Here is a 17,157-nt window from a genome sequence, read left to right as displayed (position 1 = left end):
ATCGAGTCCGGCGGCGACGGCGAGCCCGGCCGGACGCTGAGGAAGCAGGGGACCCTTCAGTTGTTCCAGGTCTCGTCGTACGGGTCGTGCGGTGTCGGGACCGGCTTGGCCTGCGTGATCTTCAGGTACGGGATCGGGCCGCCGTTCACCGTGTCCTTGGTCCGCTGCGCGGTGTAGGTGCCGGTGACCTGGAGCCAGCTGTCCGGCTGGAGGACCGGCGGGATCTTGCCGGTCAGGCCGACTTTGACCGGCTGGGCGTCCGCGGCACAGCAGTTGAGGGCCATGCGGACCAGGTAGGGCGCGCCGGAGCGGTCCAGGGCGACGAACCCGGTGACGACGACCTGCCGACCGACGAGGTCACGGCCGTGCCCGTAGTACGCGCGGCCCGCGTAGTCGACGAGGCTGAGCCGCACGGGACCGCTGGCGGGAAGCTTCGTATAGCCGTACGACTGCTGCAGGGCCGTGCCGGTGCGCATGGCGCTGTAGGAGCCGAGGGCCGGCGGGGCGACGAGGATCAGGGCGAAGAGGGGGAGGACCAGGAGCCAGGAGACACGGGGTTCACGGTGGGCGTGCTCCTCGTGACCGTCGTGACCGTCGTGATCGCCCTGGGGGCCGTCCTCGTGATCCGTCCGGTGCCGCTTCGGGCGCCACTCGTACCAGGCCGTCGCCAGGGCCGTCACGATGAGGACGATCCCGGCCGCCAGGACCAGCGGGCGCAGCCCCGCCTTGACGTAGCGGAGGTAGAGGTCGGTGAGGCCCGCGTGCAGCAGGGCCGCGCCGAGGACGAACAGGACCGCCGACTGTGCCTGCCGGTTCACAGCAGCACCGCCCCGGTCAGGACCGAGCCCACGATCGCCATGGCGAGGGTCGCGGGGGCGAAGCGCAGGGCGAAGGCACGGCCGAAGGTGCCCGTCTGCATCGCGAACAGCTTCAGGTCGATCATCGGGCCGACGATCAGGAAGGTCAGCCGCGCGGTCAGCGAGAACTGGGTCAGCGAGGCCGCCACGAACGCGTCCGCCTCCGAGCAGATCGACAGCACGACCGCGAGGGCGGCGAGGGCCAGCACGGCGATCACCGGGTTCTCGGCCGCCGTGCGCAGCCACGTCTGCGGGACCACGGCCTTCAAAGTCGCCGCCGCCATCGCGCCGACGACCAGGAAGCCGCCCGCGTGCATCACGTCGTGCCGCACCGAGCCCCAGAAGGCGGCGCCCTTGCCCTGGCCCTCGTACGACTCCCGGGCCGGCGGCTTCAGCAGGTCGGCCCGGCCCAGGCGCAGCCACAGCCAGCCCATCGCGCACGCCACCAGCAGGCTCCCGACGAGCCGGCCCACGACCATCTCGGGGTTGCGGGGGAAGGCGACGGCGGTGGCGGTCAGCACGATCGGGTTGACCGCCGGGGCCGAGAGCAGGAAGGCGAGGGCCGCGGCCGGGGTGACCCCCCTGCGCACCAGCGCCCCGGCCACCGGCACGGACGCGCACTCGCAGCCCGGCAGGATCGCGCCCGCCACCCCGGCCACCGGCACCGCGAGGACGGGGTTCTTCGGCAGCGCGCGGGCGAAGAACGACGGCGGCACGAACACCGCGATCGCCGCCGACAGCAGCACCCCGAGCACCAGGAAGGGCAGCGCCTGGACGAGCACGGCGACGAACACCGTCATCCAGCTCTGCATGACCGGCGCGCCCAGCGCCTCCCGGATCGGGCCCTGGCACAGCACCATCAGGAGCATCAACAGGGTCAGCACGAGCGGGGAGTTGAGGCGCCGGGCGTCCGCATCCGGTGTCGGACCGGGTGCCGGGCTCCGGTCCTCGTCGGTGGCCCGCGTGAGCGGGGGTGCTTTGGTGACGGCCACGGCCGGGATCCCTCCGGTGGTGAGGTGCTGGTTCCCCTGCTGGTGCGTACGACAGCGAAGGTCCGTTTGCTCAGCGTGCGCGGGGGTTTGGGGATTTCTTGACGGTTCGAAGCGGCCCGGGGCCCCGGACATGGCACCATCCGCCTCGGTGAGGCAGTCTTCTCCCTCGTGGGGAGCGTTCCGAACCAGAGTCCAGGGCAGCCGGGCGGCACGGCCGCGCACATGGTGGTGTGCGGGGACGACGGGCTCGCGCACCGGTTGGCCGCCGAGCTGAGAGGCGTCTACGGCGAGCAGGTCACACTCGTCGTACCGGCCTCCGAACGATCCGTGCGGCCACCGGTGGTCGTACGGGCCCGTGCCGCGTCCGCGCTGCTCGACCGGATGGTCAACGCGGCCGTCGGCCTGGCCGGCAACGGCAACGGCAACGGGGGTGCCGTCGGCGCCACCAGCGGCACCGCCCCCGGTGCCGAACCCCCGGGCGGCGTACGGGTGATGGAGGCCACCGAGCCGAACGAGGCCGCGCTCGCCGGGGCGGGCGTGGAACGGGCGGACGCACTCGCGCTCGTGTACGACGACGACGAGACCAACATCCGCGCCGCCCTCACCGCCCGCCGCCTCAACCCCCGGCTGCGGCTCGTCCTGCGGCTCTACAACCGGCGGCTCGGCCAGCACATCGAGGAACTCCTCGACCAGGCCGCCGCGTTGGCCTACGGCGACGCGGACGGCGGTCCGGACGACGGCGCCGGTTTCGACGCCTCCACGACCGTGCTGTCCGACGCCGACACGGCCGCGCCCGCGCTGGCCGCCACCGCCCTCACCGGCACCAGCAAGGTGCTCCAGACCGGCGGTCTGATGCTGCGGGCGGTCGAACGGCCCCCGGCCCGGGACGGGGTGAGCTCCGCCCCCGGACTGGCCACACTGGCCCTGCTCTCGCCGACCGACACCGCCGAGCCCGGCGCGGACCAGGGACCGACGCTGCTGCCGGACACGGCGGCGGTACGGAACGGGGCCGGGCGTACGACCGTCGTGCTGGAGCAGGTGTCCTACGCCGGGACCTCGTTGCCCGACGGCCGGGGTGTGCTGCCGTGGTTCGGTTCGCTGTTCTCGCGGCGGCTGCGCTGGTCGCTGGCGGGAATGGCGGCGTGTGTGCTCGCGCTCGCCGTCGCCCTGTGGCTGGTGACCGGGATCCATCCGCTGAGCGCCTTCTATCTGACGCTGCTGGACCTGTTCGCGATCGACGACCCCGCGATCGGGGAGTCCGTCGGCCGCCAGATCCTCCAACTCCTGTCCGGACTGACCGGGTTGCTGCTCCTCCCGGTCCTCCTCGCCGCGGTCCTGGAGGCGCTCGGCACCTTCCGCACCGCGTCCTCGCTGCGCAAACCGCCCCGCGGACTGGGCGGACACGTCGTGCTGCTCGGGCTGGGCAAGATCGGCACCCGGGTGCTGACCCGGCTGCGGGAACTGAACATCCCCGTGGTCTGCGTCGAGTCCGACCCCGAGGCCCGCGGACTGGCCACGGCCCGGCGACTGCGCGTACCGGTGGTCCTCGGTGACGTCACCCAGGAGGGCGTCCTGGAGGCCGCCAAGATCCACCGGGCGCACGCACTGCTCGCGGTGACCAGCGCGGACACGACGAATCTGGAGGCCGTGCTGTACGCACGGGCCGTGCGGCCCGATCTGCGGGTGGTGCTGCGGCTGTACGACGACGACTTCGCGACGGCGGTGTACCGGACCCTGCGGGCGGCGCACCCCCATGCGTCCACGCGCAGCCGGAGTGTGTCCCATCTGGCGGCTCCCGCGTTCGCCGGGGCGATGATGGGACGGCAGATCCTGGGCGCGTTCCCCGTCGAGCGGCGGGTGCTGCTGTTCGCGGCGGTGGATGTGGGCGGCCATCCCCAGCTGGAGGGGAAGACGGTCGGCCAGGCGTTCCGCGCCGGGTCCTGGCGGGTGCTGGCCCGGGAGGAGTCCGGGGACTCCCCCGGACTGACGTGGGATCTCCCGGACACCTATGTGCTTCAGGAGTCGGACCGGGTGGTCCTGGCTGCGACCCGACGGGGGTTGGCGGAGCTGCTGGGGCGGCGCGGACGGGTGGGGGCATAGCCGTTCGCTGCGGGCCGCGGGTGCGTTGTCGCTGGTCGCGCAGTTCCCCGCGCCCCCAGGTGGGTGCATCTGAAGTCGGTCGAGCTGTGCCCACTCAGGGGCGCGGGGAACTGCGCGACCGGCCCCCACCGGCCCGCAGCCGACAACGCTCCCGCTTACCCCAGATGCCGCTCGGCGAAGTCCAGTTCCAGCTTCACCTGCTTGATCCGCTCGCCCACCACCAGCGAACCGTGACCGGCGTCGTACCGGTAGACCTCGTGCACCGCCCCCCTCGACTCCAGCCGCTTCACGTAGTTGTCGACCTGACGGATCGGGCACCGGGGGTCGTTGACGCCGGCCGAGATGTACACCGGGGCCTTGACCTGGTCCACGTAGGTCAGGGGTGACGACGCCTCGAAGCGCTCGGGAACCTCCTCCGGCGTGCCCCCCAGCAGCGTGCGGTCCATGGCCTTCAGCGCTTCCATCTCGTCGTGGAACGCCGTGACGTAGTCGGCGACCGGGACCGCCGCGATGCCCAGCGCCCACGCGTCCGGCTGGGTGCCCAGGCCGAGGAGTGTGAGGTACCCGCCCCAGGACCCGCCGGTGAGGACGAGACGCGCGGGATCGGCGAGGCCCGAGCTCACCGCCCACTCCCGCACCGCCGCGATGTCCTCCAGCTCGATCAGCCCGACCCGGTGCTTGAGCGCGTCGGTCCAGGCCCGCCCGTACCCCGTGGAACCGCGGTAGTTGACCCGGACGACCGCGTATCCGTGGTCCACCCAGGCTGCCGGGCCCGCAGCGAAGGAGTCGCTGTCGTGCCAGGTCGGGCCGCCGTGGATGTCGAAGACCGTCGGCAACGGTCCCGTGGCTCCCGCCGGCTTCTGGACCAGCGCGTGGATCCGGCCGCCCGGCCCCTCCACCCACACGTCCTCCACCGGCACCGAGCCGGGGGACTTCAGGCCCGGCGGGTCCAGGACCACCTCGCCCGTCGTCGAGCGCACCGCCGACGGCTCGGCCGAGGAGGACCACAGGTACTCCACGCTGCCGTCGGGGCGGGCCGTCGCCCCGGAGACCGAGCCGGGCGGGGTGGGGACCTTCTCCAGCTTGCCGCTCGCAAGGTCGTACCGGAACAGCTCGCTGCGTGCCTCGAAGCTGTGCGCGACGAGCAGTCCGGTCCCGTCCGGGTACCACTCGGCGCCCACGTCACCGGGCAGGTCCAGGGCGAGATCGGTCTCCTCGCCCGTCGCCACGTCCCACACCAGGGGCTCCCAGCGACCCCGCCGCTGGTGGCCGATGAGCAACCGGGTGTCGCCGTCGACGGGCGCGAACCCCAGGACCTCCAGGCCCAGTTCCTCTGCGCCGCCCTTGGTGTCGTCGAGCTCGGCGACCGTGCGGCCGTCGGGGCGCACGACCCGCAGCGCCGAGTGCATGGCGTCGCCGTGCTCGGTGTGCTCGACCGCGATCAGCGAGCCGTCGTGGGAGAGGTCGCCGACACCCGCGGACTCGCGGTGCCGGTAGATCTCCACCGGCTCCTCGCCGGAGCGCACGAGGAGGATGGAGGTGCCCTCGTCGTCGGTCGAGCGGCCCACGACCGCCGTACGGCCATCCCGGCCCAGGGCCACGCCCGCCGGGTAGGAGGCGTCCAGGCCGGGCGCGGCGATCTCGTCCGGGCCGCCCTCGAAGGGCTGGCGGCGCCAGACACCGAACTCGTCGCCGTCCTTGTCGTCGAACCACCAGATCCACGCGCCGTCCGGGGAGAGCACGCCGTCCGTGGTGCCGTTGGGCCGGTCCGTCACCTGGCGCTGTCCACCGGTCGCCCGGTCCCAGGCGTACAGCTCGTACGTCCCCGTGGCGTTGGACACGAACAAGGAGCGGTCCGGGGCGTCCTCCGCCCAGTCGGGCAGGGACACCCGGGGCGCCCTGAAGCGCTCCTCCCAGTCCGGCACATCGTCGTTCCGCTCGGCCGCGGCGGACCCGTTGCTCTCAGTCATGACCCCATACTGCCCGCCCTCACAGACAATCCGTAGGCGAGGTCCCCAGCCTGTGGAAAACTTCTACCACCCACTTACCCGAACCCGTCCCACCAGGCCGAAAAGGCCCACCCGGTCCGGTTGTCCGGGCCCGCCGCCCGGACCCGCCGCCCAGGATGTTGCCAGGGCCTGTTCCCTGAGCCCGCCGCCCAGGCCTCTTCCCCACGCCCCGTTGTCAGTGCCGGGGTGCAGACTCGTCCGCATGACCGATCTGCGCAGGACCGTGGAGAGTTTCTGGGCCTCGGCCGAGGTCGGCGACTGGAGTGCATTCGCCGAAACCCTGGCCGAGGACGTCGTCTACACCTTGCCGCAGACCCGCGAGCGCATCAGCGGCCGGGAGCGGTACGTCGAGTTCAACCGGGAGTACCCCGCCGACTGGCACCTGCGGATCGAGCGGGTCGTCGCCGAGCCGGGCCACGTCGTCACCTGGGCCCGCGTCACGGTGGGCCTCGAGGAGGTGGACGCCGTCTCGTTCTTCACCGCCGACGAGAGCGGCCGCATAGCCACCGTGACGGACTTCTGGCCGGAGCCGTACGAGCCGCCCGCGGGCCGCGATCACCTCACCGAAAGGTACTGACCCCGCGCCCGCGCGGCCCGGGACAGCCCCGTACCGTGGGAGTGTGTACCGGTTTCTGCTGACGCCCCGCTGGTTTGGCATCAACGTCTTCGTGCTGCTCGCCATCCCGTTCTGCATCTTCATGGGGTCCTGGCAGCTGAGCCGGTTCGAGGACCGGATGACGGAGAGCCGCGAAGCCGGGAAGCAGGTCGTCACCGACAGGCATGAGGCACCGCGGCCACTGGCCCAGCTGCTGCCTGTGGACAAGGTGACCTCCGGCAAGCCGGTCACCGCGACCGGGCGGTACGCCAGGCAGCTGCTCGTCCCCGACCGGCAACTGGACGACCGCGAGGGCTACTACGTCCTGACGCTGCTGCGCACCGACGACGGCAAGGCCCTGCCCGTCGTCCGGGGCTGGCTGCCGGGCACGCCCGACCCGGCGAAGGTCCCGGCCGCGCCGAAGGGCGAGGTCACCGTCACCGGTGCGCTCCAGGCGTCCGAGACGCCGGGGGACAACGGCGTCAGCGCGCAGGGCGGCCTGCCGGCCGGGCAGACCTCGGCGATCAGCGCGGCCTCGCTGATCAACCTCGTGCCGTACGGCGTGTACGACGCGTGGGTCACGCTCACCACCGCCGACTCCGGGATGACGGCCGTACCGGCTACCGCGCCCGCCAACAGCGGGCTGGACCTGAAGGCGTTCCAGAACCTCGGCTACACCGGCGAGTGGTTCGTCTTCGCCGGCTTCGTGGTCTTCATGTGGTTCCGTCTGCTGCGCCGCGAGGTGGAGTTCATCCGGGACGCGGAACTGGGCATCGCCCCGGACGACGAGCAGCCTCGGCAGGAGCGGGACCGGCCCCAGGAGAAAGCGACCGCCTGAGGCCGGCTCACACCCGCCACCGACGACGTCACGACGCCGTCAGTACGCCCGTCCAGTACACGGTCCCCGCGCACGCGTTGGACACCGTCGTGGACACCGAAGGGCCGCCGCCCGCCGCCGTGTTCGTCACCAGGACACTCCCGTCGGTCGCGCCGTCCTCCCTGACGAGCTGAGTGGAGGTGCCGGTGTCGCCGCCGGTCGAGGAGCCCGCGCTGGAGGAGGTGTCCGGGGAGGTCGTGGGGTCGGGGGTGGGCTCGGTCGAGGGGTCCGACGTGGGACAGGTCGAGGACGGCACCCAGGCGAACCTCACGTCGTAGGAGGAACCCGGCTGCAGCAGCAGCTGCGAGACCTCCTGGGACGGGTCGGGCAGTCCTGTCGCCACATCACCCGAGACATGCCGGACAGCGCCGATCTTGCTGCCGTCCGCCGCGCCCTGCGCGCTCGACGTCACGGTGCCGGGGCCGGTGACCGTACAGGCGGTGGTGGAGCCGTTGGTGATGTGGAAGGTGCCGTAGACCGTCCCGGCGGAGTCGGCCACGTCGGTGGTGGCCGTGGGCGTGCCGAGTTCCGCGGCCGTGCAGGCCGGGGCGCTCGCGGCGGTCGTGGAGGACGGGTCCGCGCCGCCGCCGGTGCCGGTCGTGGCGCCGGCGGTCTTGCCCTTCCCGTCGCCCTTCGTCTCACCCTTGCCCTTGTCCTCGGTCTTGCCCGAGGAGCCGCCGGAGGTGGACTCGCCGCCCTCCGTCTCCTTGCCCTGGCCCGCGCCGCCCTGCATCTGGGAGGTGTGGCCGGCGTTGGAGGTGTTGGCATTGGTGTTGGTGGAGGAGACGTGCACCACAGCGGGGACAGCGGTGCCGAAGAAGAGGGCCGCGGCCGCCATCCCGACGAGGGCCTGCCGCTTGCGCGCCCGCCTGGCGGGGACCGCCTTGCGCAGATGGTCGAGGGTGCCGTCCCGTGGCTCCATCTCCTGGACCGCCTGCTGAAGCAGGCGTCGCAGTGCCAGCTCGTCCGAGTCGAACTCCCCCGTGGAGCTCTGATCTTCGGGGCCGTGATTCACAGTTCCGTTCCCAGCGTGTGATTGCTTGTGCTCTTGCTTGGCGGCCCATGTCGGCTCTCGCCACGCGTAGGGCTCATGGCGCCGTTCCCGGGATTCGCCGTCCGTGCTCATACCGGCTCCTCCATGGCGACCCGCAGCGCGGCTATCCCGCGGGAGCCGTATGCCTTCACGGAGCCCAGCGAGATGCCGAGCGTATCGGCGACCTGGGCCTCGGTCATGTCCGAGAAGTAGCGCAGGACCAGGACCTCGCGCTGGCGGCGCTGGAGGCCCTTCATCGCCTTGATGAGGGAGTCGCGCTCCAGCAGGTCGTAGGCCCCCTCCTCGGCGCTCGCCATGTCGGGCATCGGCTTGGACAGCAGCTTGAGTCCGAGGATGCGCCGGCGCAGGGCCGAGCGGGAGAGGTTGACGACCGTCTGACGCAGGTACGCGAGCGTCTTCTCGGGGTCGCGGACGCGCTTGCGCGCCGAGTGGACGCGGATGAAGGCCTCCTGGACGACGTCCTCGCAGGAGGCGGTGTCGTCGAGCAGGAGGGCGGCGAGACCCAGCAGCGAGCGGTAGTGCGCCCGGTAGGTCTCGGTGAGGTGGTCGACGGTGGTTCCCGCCGCGGCTTCCTCGGTGCCGTCACGCTGACTGGGTATGCGCGTGGGCCGCGCTGCGGGCATGGGGGCGATCACCGGCATGCCGCCGGGCGCCCCGGGCAACCGGGGCCTGAGGACCGCCGCGCCGCTCGGCGCGGCGCGGAATTCGAGTACCTGAGCCACGCCAGTTGGACGCGCTCACCCCGGTGAGGGTTGTACGCGACCGCCCATCTTCTCTCAGGCAGCACAACTGACCGTGCGTCAAACGTGCTCATGCCCTACCCGCTCTTCCCCTGTGTCCTGTGTGACCGAGGCGTCCCCACGCCTCGCACGCATCCCCGTTGCCCCCTGAAAGGGCGTTCGCAAAGACGCTCCCCGCCCTTCGCATGGTTGCGGAGAACGGGGAGGAAAATCTTCGGACGCCGAAGCGCCGGGATCAAGTGGTCGGGACCATTAGTCGCACCACATGTCGTCCACAGATCCTACAAAGCGTTTCGGCCATGGTCAGGACTTTTTCCGGTGGGCAGCCGTGCGCACCGGCAGTGCGCCGCCGGGCGGGGTCACCCGAACTCGGCCGCCAGGAGCTCCGCGATCTGCGCCGTGTTGAGTGCCGCACCCTTGCGCAGATTGTCTCCGCACACGAAAAGTTCGAGCGCCGTGGGGTCGTCGAGGGCCCGCCTGACCCGCCCTACCCAGGTGGGATCGGTGCCGACGACGTCGGCGGGGGTGGGGAACTCGCCGGCCGCCGGATCGTCGAAGAGGACGACCCCGGGGGCGGTCGCGATGATCTCGCGCGCCTTGCGGACGGTGACCTCGCCCTCGAAGCGGGCGTGGACGGTGAGGGAGTGCACGGTGACGACCGGGACCCGCACACAGGTCACGGCGACCGGCAGCTTGGGCAGCCCGAGGATCTTGCGGGACTCGTCCCGCACCTTCATCTCCTCCGAGGACCAGCCGTCCTCGCGCAGCGACCCGGCCCACGGTACGACGTTCAGCGCGACCGGCTCCGGAAACGGCCCGGTGTTGTCGCCGACGGCCCGCCGCACGTCACCGGGGTGCGTGCCGAGCTCGGTGCCCGCGACCAGGGACAGCTGCTGCCGAAGTGTCTCGACACCTGCGCGCCCGGCGCCGCTCACGGCCTGGTAGCTCGACACCACCAGTTCCCGCAGCCCGAACTCGGCGTGCAGCGCGCCCAGGGCCACGATCATGGAGAGAGTCGTGCAGTTGGGGTTGGCGATGATTCCGCGCGGCCGCTTCCGGGCCGCGTGCGGATTGACCTCGGGGACGACCAGGGGCACGTCCGGGTCCATCCGGAAGGCACCCGAGTTGTCCACGACGACGGCACCGCGCGCGGCGGCGACCGGCGCCCAGTGCGCCGCCACCTCGTCGGGGACGTCGAACATGGCGACGTCGACCCCGTCGAAGGCGTCCTCCGACAGGGCCACCACCTCGACCTGCTCGCCGCGCACGGTCAGCTTGCGGCCGACCGAGCGCGGGGAGGCGATCAGACGGATCTCGCCCCAGATGTCCGCGTGCTGGGACAGGATCTGGAGCATGACCGTGCCGACGGCTCCGGTCGCCCCCACGACCGCGAGCGTCGGTCGTCCGCTGCCGGCCATCAGCGGCCGGTGCCCCCGTAGACGACGGCCTCGTCGCTGTCGGAGTCCAGCCCGAAGGCGGAGTGCACGGCCCGGACGGCCCCGGGGACGTCGTCCTGGCGGGTGACGACCGAGATACGGATCTCGGAGGTCGAGATGAGCTCGATGTTCACGCCCGCGTCGGCCAGCGCCTGGAAGAACGAGGCGGTGACGCCCGGGTTGGTCTTCATCCCCGCGCCGACCAGGGAGATCTTGCCGATCTGGTCGTCGTAGCGCAGCGAGTCGAAGCCGATCCCGCCCTTGGCCTTCTCCAGGGCGTCGATGGCCTTGCGGCCCTCGGTCTTGGGGAGGGTGAAGGAGATGTCGGTGAGACCGGTCGACGCCGCCGACACGTTCTGCACGATCATGTCGATGTTGATCTCCGCGTCCGCGATGGCGCGGAAGATCACCGCGGCCTCGCCCGGCTTGTCCGGGACGCCGACGACAGTGATCTTGGCCTCGGAGACGTCGTGGGCGACTCCGGAGATGATGGCGTGCTCCACCTGCTGGTCCCCTTGCCACTCGGGCTTCTCGTTGCTGACCCAGGTGCCCGGCAGTCCCGAGAAGGACGAGCGGACGTGGATCGGGATGTCGTAACGACGGGCGTACTCCACACAGCGGTGGAGCAGCACCTTGGAGCCGGACGCGGCCAGCTCCAGCATGTCCTCGGAGGAGATCCAGTCGATCTTCCGGGCCTTCTTCACCACGCGCGGGTCGGCGGTGAACACACCGTCGACGTCGGTGTAGATCTCGCACACCTCGGCGTCGAGGGCGGCGGCCAGCGCCACGGCGGTGGTGTCGGAACCGCCGCGCCCCAGCGTGGTGATGTCCTTCTTGTCCTGGCTGACGCCCTGGAAGCCGGCGACGATGGCGATGTTGCCCTCGTCGAGCGCCGTGCGGATACGGCCCGGCGTGACGTCGATGATCCGGGCTTTGTTGTGGACCGAGTCGGTGATGACGCCGGCCTGGCTGCCGGTGAAGGACTGGGCCTCGTGGCCCAGGTTTTTGATCGCCATGGCCAGCAGCGCCATGGAGATCCGCTCCCCGGCGGTCAGCAGCATGTCGAACTCACGCCCGGCGGGCATCGGAGATACCTGCTCGGCGAGATCGATCAGCTCGTCCGTCGTGTCGCCCATCGCGGAAACGACGACGACGACCTGGTGGCCGTTCTTCTTCGCTTCGACGATTCGCTTGGCGACGCGCTTGATGCCCTCGGCATCGGCTACGGAGGAGCCTCCGTACTTCTGCACGACAAGGCCCACGTGCGCTCCTCGCTCAGTCCTGTGTGTCGGCTCAGTTTAACGAGCGTCCGATTTTCACTTCCGCGGTATCGCATGGTGAGACATCGCGACTTTCGGACACCCAGGTCAGCGCATGCCCATCCGGGAGCTCCGGGAAAAGTGCACCACGTCACACACCGCAGCGCATACCAGGTCACACACCGCGCCGCGCACCCATGGGGAACCCGTGTGGCGAGTGTGAATTAAGTTTCAAGGAATAGGGTGCGGCTGTGCGCGTACTCCTGGTGGAAGACGATGAGCCGGTGGCCCAGTCCCTCAGACGCGGCCTGGTCCGCTACGGGTTCGAGGTCGAGTGGGTCTCCACCGGCGGGGCCGCGCTCAGCCATGAGGGCCCCTACGACGTCGTACTCCTCGATCTCGGACTGCCCGACACCGACGGCCTCGACGTGTGCAGGGCGCTGCGCGCCCGCGGTGACGTGCCGATCATCGTGATCAGCGCGCGCAGCGACGAGACGGACCGGGTGGTCGGCCTGGAGCTCGGCGCCGACGACTACGTGTCCAAGCCGTTCGGCGTGCGGGAGGTCATCGCGCGGATACGAGCCGTGATGCGGCGCGCACAGCCCCGTACCGAGGCCGCGGCGGGCCCCGACCGGTACGGCTCCCGCCTCACCGTGGACCGCAAGGCGGCCCGGGTCCGGCTGGACGGTGAGGAGGTGCCCCTCGCGCCCAAGGAGTACGACCTGCTGTCCTTCCTCACCGAGGAGCCGGGCGCGCTGATGTCGCGCGAGCAGATCATGGAGGCGGTCTGGGACGCGAACTGGTTCGGGCCGACCAAGACCCTGGACGTGCACGTGGCCGCGCTGCGGCGCAAGCTCGCCGGGGCGGTCAGCATCGAGGCCGTGCGGGGCGTGGGCTTCCGGCTGGAGATCGTCAAGGACGTCAAGGACGACGGGGTGTCATGAACCGGCAGCTCATCCGGAGTTACATCCTGCTGGTCGCGGTGGCGATCCTGCTGTTCACGGTCCCGGTGGCGTTCACCCTCACCGCCCAGCTGCGCGACGACACCGAGGCGTCCGTCAAACGCGAGGCGACCACCATGGCGCTGCTGCTGAGCAACGGCACCAGCACCTCGTGCGAGGCACTGACCGAGGTGGCGACGGCGTACGGCGACGTCCAGGCGACCCCCACCGCCGACTGCGACCCGAAGCTGCCGACGCCCACTGCGGACGCGGCGCTGACCAGAGCCGTGCAGGACAACGAGGCGACGACGGACTGGGGTTCGGAGTTCGTCTGGGGCAAGCATCTGACGGTCACCGTCCCGGTGACGGGGGACGCGGCCGTACGAATCGTCTACTCGACCTCGGACATGACCAGGCGCCTGTGGCAGATCTGGGGTTTCCGGGCCGCCCTCGCCGTGCTGGTCCTCGCGGCGGCCGCCGCGATCGGCGCGTTCGCCGCCCGCCGGATCACCGCCCCCTTGCGTGAACTCAACGCCATGGCGAGCAAGTTCAGCGACGGCGACCTGACCGCGCGCTCCCCGGTGACCGGCCCGCCGGAGACCCAGACCCTCGCCCGCACCCTGAACCAGGGCGCGGAACGCCTGGACACGCTGGTCGCCTCGCAGCGCATCTTCGTGGCGGACGCCTCGCATCAACTCCGCACCCCGCTCACGGCGTTGAGGTTGTCGCTCGACAACATCGCGGACGGCGTGGACGACGAGTTCGTACGCGAGGACGTGGAACAGGCGACGGCCGAGGTGGTCCGGATGAGCCGCCTGGTCAACGGCCTTCTCGTCCTCGCCCGGGCCGAGGCGAAGGTGACGGCGGCGGAGCCCTTGCAGTTGCGGGACATCGTGGACGAACGGCTGACGGTGTGGAGGCCGGCCGCCGACGAGCGCGGAGTCACCATCGCGCTCAGGGGGAGTGTTGTCGACGGCCGGCCGTCTGTGCTGGCCAGCCCCGGCCATCTGGAGCAGGTGCTGGACAACGTGCTCTCGAACGCCCTGGAGGTCTCGCCCGACGGGGGGAGGATCACCGTCGAGGTGGCGTCACGGGCGGATGCGGTGGTGCTGTCGGTACTGGACGAGGGGCCCGGTATGTCCGACTCCGAGAAGTCCCGCGCCTTCGACCGCTTCTGGCGCGGTCAGGGCCTGACCGGGCGCTCCGGCTCGGGCCTCGGCCTCGCCGTCGTCAAGCAGCTGGTGACGGACGACGGCGGAACCGTGGCACTGGCGGACGCGCCCGGGGGCGGGCTGAAGGTGGAGATCAGCCTTCGGGCATCGCAGAGGAGTGGTGGTTGACGATCTTCCACTGCCCGTTCCGCTTCTCGTACTCGTAGGTGTAGCGGGCCTCGACGACCCGCTTGACGCCGGTCTTCGGGTCGGTGAGCGTGAACTCGTAGACGCCGGTGTCGATCGCGGAGTTGGTGTCGAGGACGTTGACGATCGTCTGGACCTTCTTGCCGACCGGCTTGTTCTTCAGGAAGTGCTCGAAGTAGTCGACGATCCCCGCGTGGTCGGTGCGGACCTTGTTGGAGACGGTGGGCAGGAGCACCGCGTCCTTCGCGTACAGGTTCGCGACCTTGTGGGCGTCACCGGTCTGCAGGGTCGCGTTCCAGGTGGTGAACAGTGCCGCGATCTGCTTCTTGGAGGGCTTCTTCGCGTGGTCGGGACCGGCGGTCGCCGCGACGGTACCGACGGTGCCGACAGCGACGAGGGCGGTGGCCGTGATGATGGCTGCGCGCTTGGTTATGGACCGACGGTTCATCGCTGTCTCCAGTGCGGTGAGAGGCTGTGCTGTGAAGTGACTACAGCCTCTCTTCGCACCGGTTAGGGCCCGTGCAGCCCAGATACAGGGCAGAGACAGCGGACGCCCAATTCACGCCCTGTGAGCGGCCGGTCGCTGTCCGCGCAGCAGGCCGACCCCGGCTCCGAGCGACACCACGCCCATCCCCACGGCGGTCATGACACCCTGCGCGCCGGCCACGACGAAGGGCGCGGCGGCGGCGACGACGAGGTTGAACAGGAAGAGGAACCAGAGGACGGGGGTGGAGGAGAGCAGGGACTTCATGGTCGTTTCCTTCGGTAGGGGCCCTCGCTTGCCAGATCAACGATCCCGTTTCCGAGGGGCGGTCACGAGGGGGCGCCCTCCCCGACCTGGGGTGCAGTGCGGTACACCATGGCGGTGACGAGCGACGTACTTCTGACAGGGATCGTGCTGCTGGGATCCACCGTCCAGTGGCTCACCGGCATGGGCTTCGCCCTGGTCTCCGTACCGGCGCTGGTCCTCCTCCTCGGCCCGGCGGAGGGCGTGATCCTGGCCAACTGCGCGGCCGGGGTGATCTGCCTGGTCGGCCTGGCGGGCGGATGGCGCCTGGTACGCCCCCGCGCGATGCTCCCCTTCTGCCTGGCAGCGGCCTGCACGGTCCCGGCAGGTACCTGGATGACCCGTCAACTCCCCCAGCCATGGCTCCTGTTGGTGATGGGCTGCCTGGTCACGGTGGCGGTACTGCTCGTCATGCGGGGCGCGAGGTCAACCGCTCTGCACGGCACCCGAGGCGCCGTGTTCGCGGGCGCGGCGGGCGGCTTCATGAACTCCGCGGCGGGGGTGGGCGGCCCGCCGTTCTCCCTCTACGCCCTCAACGCGGGCTGGACGGTACGGGAGTTCGTGCCGAACGCGATGTTCTACGGCGTGATCGTGAACGCCTTCTCGGTGGCGTCGAACGGGGTGCCGGAGCTGACCGGGACGAGGTGGGCCCTGGTGATCGCGGCGATGGGCGCGGGCGGCCTGATCGGCAGGGGCCTCGCCTCCCGGACACCGGAGAAACGGGCCCGCCTGCTCGTCCTGTCACTCGCCCTGCTGGGCGGGGTCACGGCCGTGGGAAAGGGGCTCTGGGGGCTGTGATCAGTCCACGAACTCCTTGAGGGGCTCGGTGCCGTTCTTGGCGGCAGCGATGAGCGCCCCGCTGTCGTACACGACGTGACTCATGCGCTGCGCCGCTCCCGTCGCGTTTCCCCGAAGAGGTCGTCGACCCAGACCGCTGCTGACGATGGCTCAGATACTGTTCCAGCGCCCGGCTGACCACCGCTGAGATCTGCTCGTCCTCAGCCTCGGCGCACTGCCGCAGCGCCTCGCCGAGCTCGGCGTCAAGACTCACGCTGAACCCGGGAGGCGCCGCTGTCACCAGTTCCAGCGCCTCGGCGGGAGCCCGTTCGCGATGCGATCACGGTTGTCGCGGAAGTGATAGAAGACGAGGTCCTCGATGGGCACAGGGCGGAAGGTGTCGGGCACGGGGCCACCCGTTTTCCGTTCCAGCTTCCGCCGGCCACTTGGCGTACAGCGCTTCGGCGAGCGGGGCTCGCGTGCCGTCACGTACATCGGGATTCCCGCGCTGGACGGCAACACCTGGCCCCTGCGCTGGTACAGCGAGCCGACGCCGACCGCCCCGTATGTCGACGCCGGGCTTCTGCTCGGCGTGGTCACGGACGGCGTACCCGCGCGGCCCGCGTCCCCCTGATCCGCGTCCCCAGCGCGTGGGCGTACGCGCGCAGGGTCTCCAGGTCGTGGATCTCGCCGCCCTCCATCTGCGTGATCCAGGCCAGGTGGAAGTCGGCTGTCAGGGCGGCCTGTCCGCGCGTCAGGCCCTGTTCCTCACGGACCTCACGCAGCCGATGGCCGAGGGCGTACGCCTGCGGGGCCGACAGCACGCCGGTCCGGGAGCCGACGCGGATCACACCCGGCCCCCGAACAGGGCCACCAGGCCGTGGTCCAGCTCCGCGCTCACGGTCTCCTCGTCCGGGGCGACGACCGTGTAGGTGCGGGCGAGGAAGCGGGTGAGGTCCGCGGAGGCGAACCTCAGGACGGCGACGCCCTGGGCGGCGTGGAACTCGACGCGGGTGTGGGCCGAACCGGCCGGGCGGACACGGACGTTGCCGATGCCCGCCGGGGCGCGCAGCCCCTCGCCCAGCAGGGTCCGGGCGAAGGTCCAGGTCGCGGCCTCGCCGTCGACCGTGACATGCGGCGGGAAGTCGATGTGCACGGCCGGCGGGTCGGCGGAGGTGTAGCGCAGGGTCGCCGGGATCGCGATCTCCTGGTCCCTGGCCGTGATCAGGCGGGCGCCTGTCGGCTGCTGGAGGGTGACGTGCATGAGGGGGCTCCAAGTCGGCGGTGGCACGGGCCGGGTGTGGCCGTTGTGCAGTGCGACCACCGGAGGGGCCCGTGCATTACGCCGTTACTGAAGCCTTCTGTATGACGCCCG

At 71.0% G+C, this 17,157-nt stretch carries 18 protein-coding genes; 7 read left to right on the top strand and 11 right to left on the bottom strand.

The genetic code is table 11. From position 1 onward, the window contains the following. Positions 1–56 precede the first annotated feature (56 nt). Complete coding sequence (locus OHT57_RS26855) at positions 57–818, bottom strand: TIGR03943 family putative permease subunit (protein WP_328749069.1); 762 nt, start codon at positions 816–818, stop codon at positions 57–59. Further along, complete coding sequence (locus OHT57_RS26850) at positions 815–1,849, bottom strand: permease (protein ID WP_328749068.1); 1,035 nt, start codon at positions 1,847–1,849, stop codon at positions 815–817. The genes OHT57_RS26855 and OHT57_RS26850 overlap by 4 nt, the downstream gene beginning before the upstream one ends. Positions 1,850–2,071: 222 nt before the next feature. On the opposite strand from OHT57_RS26850, the gene OHT57_RS26845 reads away from it, so the two are divergent. Continuing rightward, on the top strand, positions 2,072–3,949 hold the full coding sequence (locus tag OHT57_RS26845) for an NAD-binding protein (RefSeq protein ID WP_328753339.1): 1,878 nt from the start codon (positions 2,072–2,074) through the stop codon (positions 3,947–3,949). Positions 3,950–4,104: 155 nt separating this feature from the next. On the opposite strand, the gene OHT57_RS26840 is transcribed toward OHT57_RS26845, so the two are convergent. After that, positions 4,105–5,919 carry a S9 family peptidase gene (locus OHT57_RS26840; protein ID WP_328749067.1) on the bottom strand — a complete coding sequence of 605 codons (1,815 nt, stop codon included), beginning with the start codon at positions 5,917–5,919 and terminating at the stop codon, positions 4,105–4,107. A gap of 241 nt (positions 5,920–6,160) precedes the next feature. On the opposite strand from OHT57_RS26840, the gene OHT57_RS26835 reads away from it, so the two are divergent. Continuing rightward, complete coding sequence (locus OHT57_RS26835; RefSeq protein WP_328749066.1) at positions 6,161–6,535, top strand: nuclear transport factor 2 family protein; 375 nt, start codon at positions 6,161–6,163, stop codon at positions 6,533–6,535. A 43-nt stretch (positions 6,536–6,578) separates the two neighbouring features. Further along, complete coding sequence (locus OHT57_RS26830; RefSeq protein WP_328749065.1) at positions 6,579–7,391, top strand: SURF1 family protein; 813 nt, start codon at positions 6,579–6,581, stop codon at positions 7,389–7,391. 28 nt (positions 7,392–7,419) lie between these two features. On the opposite strand, the gene OHT57_RS26825 is transcribed toward OHT57_RS26830, so the two are convergent. The 4 genes from OHT57_RS26825 to OHT57_RS26810 all read right to left on the bottom strand — a co-directional run bounded on the left by OHT57_RS26825 (position 7,420) and on the right by OHT57_RS26810 (position 11,922). After that, positions 7,420–8,445, bottom strand: a complete 1,026-nt coding sequence (locus tag OHT57_RS26825) for a hypothetical protein (RefSeq protein ID WP_328749064.1) — start codon at positions 8,443–8,445, stop codon at positions 7,420–7,422. Positions 8,446–8,552: 107 nt separating this feature from the next. Next, positions 8,553–9,206 (bottom strand): SigE family RNA polymerase sigma factor, encoded by a 654-nt coding sequence (locus OHT57_RS26820; RefSeq protein WP_443053491.1) that lies wholly within the window; start codon positions 9,204–9,206, stop codon positions 8,553–8,555. Positions 9,207–9,583: 377 nt separating this feature from the next. After that, positions 9,584–10,642 carry an aspartate-semialdehyde dehydrogenase gene (locus tag OHT57_RS26815; RefSeq protein ID WP_328749063.1) on the bottom strand — a complete coding sequence of 353 codons (1,059 nt, stop codon included), beginning with the start codon at positions 10,640–10,642 and terminating at the stop codon, positions 9,584–9,586. Beyond that, the gene (locus tag OHT57_RS26810) at positions 10,642–11,922 is read right to left on the bottom strand and encodes an aspartate kinase (RefSeq protein WP_328749062.1); all 1,281 of its coding nucleotides are present in this window, start codon (positions 11,920–11,922) and stop codon (positions 10,642–10,644) included. Before OHT57_RS26810 ends, OHT57_RS26815 begins: the two co-directional genes overlap by 1 nt. A 248-nt stretch (positions 11,923–12,170) precedes the next feature. Between OHT57_RS26810 and OHT57_RS26805 the strand changes: the two genes are divergently transcribed. After that, positions 12,171–12,863 (top strand): response regulator transcription factor, encoded by a 693-nt coding sequence (locus tag OHT57_RS26805; protein ID WP_328749061.1) that lies wholly within the window; start codon positions 12,171–12,173, stop codon positions 12,861–12,863. Further along, a complete protein-coding gene (locus tag OHT57_RS26800; RefSeq protein WP_328749060.1) occupies positions 12,860–14,200 on the top strand; it encodes a sensor histidine kinase in 1,341 nt (446 codons plus the stop codon). Before OHT57_RS26805 ends, OHT57_RS26800 begins: the two co-directional genes overlap by 4 nt. On the opposite strand, the gene OHT57_RS26795 is transcribed toward OHT57_RS26800, so the two are convergent. Further along, the gene (locus tag OHT57_RS26795) at positions 14,166–14,666 is read right to left on the bottom strand and encodes an SgcJ/EcaC family oxidoreductase (protein ID WP_328749059.1); all 501 of its coding nucleotides are present in this window, start codon (positions 14,664–14,666) and stop codon (positions 14,166–14,168) included. The two genes, OHT57_RS26800 and OHT57_RS26795, sit on opposite strands and share 35 nt — an antisense overlap. 111 nt (positions 14,667–14,777) lie before the next feature. Beyond that, complete coding sequence (locus OHT57_RS26790) at positions 14,778–14,969, bottom strand: hypothetical protein (protein ID WP_328749058.1); 192 nt, start codon at positions 14,967–14,969, stop codon at positions 14,778–14,780. Positions 14,970–15,077: 108 nt separating this feature from the next. Between OHT57_RS26790 and OHT57_RS26785 the strand changes: the two genes are divergently transcribed. Next, entirely contained in the window at positions 15,078–15,803 is a 726-nt protein-coding gene (locus OHT57_RS26785; RefSeq protein ID WP_328749056.1) for a sulfite exporter TauE/SafE family protein, read from the top strand. 358 nt (positions 15,804–16,161) lie between these two features. Then, a complete protein-coding gene (locus OHT57_RS26780) occupies positions 16,162–16,416 on the top strand; it encodes a hypothetical protein (protein ID WP_328749055.1) in 255 nt (84 codons plus the stop codon). On the opposite strand, the gene OHT57_RS26775 is transcribed toward OHT57_RS26780, so the two are convergent. Together OHT57_RS26775 and OHT57_RS26770 are read right to left on the bottom strand one after the other, a co-directional pair. After that, positions 16,379–16,633 (bottom strand): helix-turn-helix domain-containing protein, encoded by a 255-nt coding sequence (locus OHT57_RS26775; protein WP_328749053.1) that lies wholly within the window; start codon positions 16,631–16,633, stop codon positions 16,379–16,381. The genes OHT57_RS26780 and OHT57_RS26775 overlap by 38 nt on opposite strands. Beyond that, positions 16,630–17,046 (bottom strand): SsgA family sporulation/cell division regulator, encoded by a 417-nt coding sequence (locus OHT57_RS26770; protein WP_328749052.1) that lies wholly within the window; start codon positions 17,044–17,046, stop codon positions 16,630–16,632. Before OHT57_RS26770 ends, OHT57_RS26775 begins: the two co-directional genes overlap by 4 nt. Positions 17,047–17,157: the final 111 nt, after the last annotated feature.

The organism is Streptomyces sp. NBC_00285 (assembly GCF_036174265.1).
Classification (GTDB): domain Bacteria; phylum Actinomycetota; class Actinomycetes; order Streptomycetales; family Streptomycetaceae; genus Streptomyces.
Note: the sequence above shows the minus strand (reverse complement) of the source record. Positions and strands in the feature narration are given on the sequence as shown.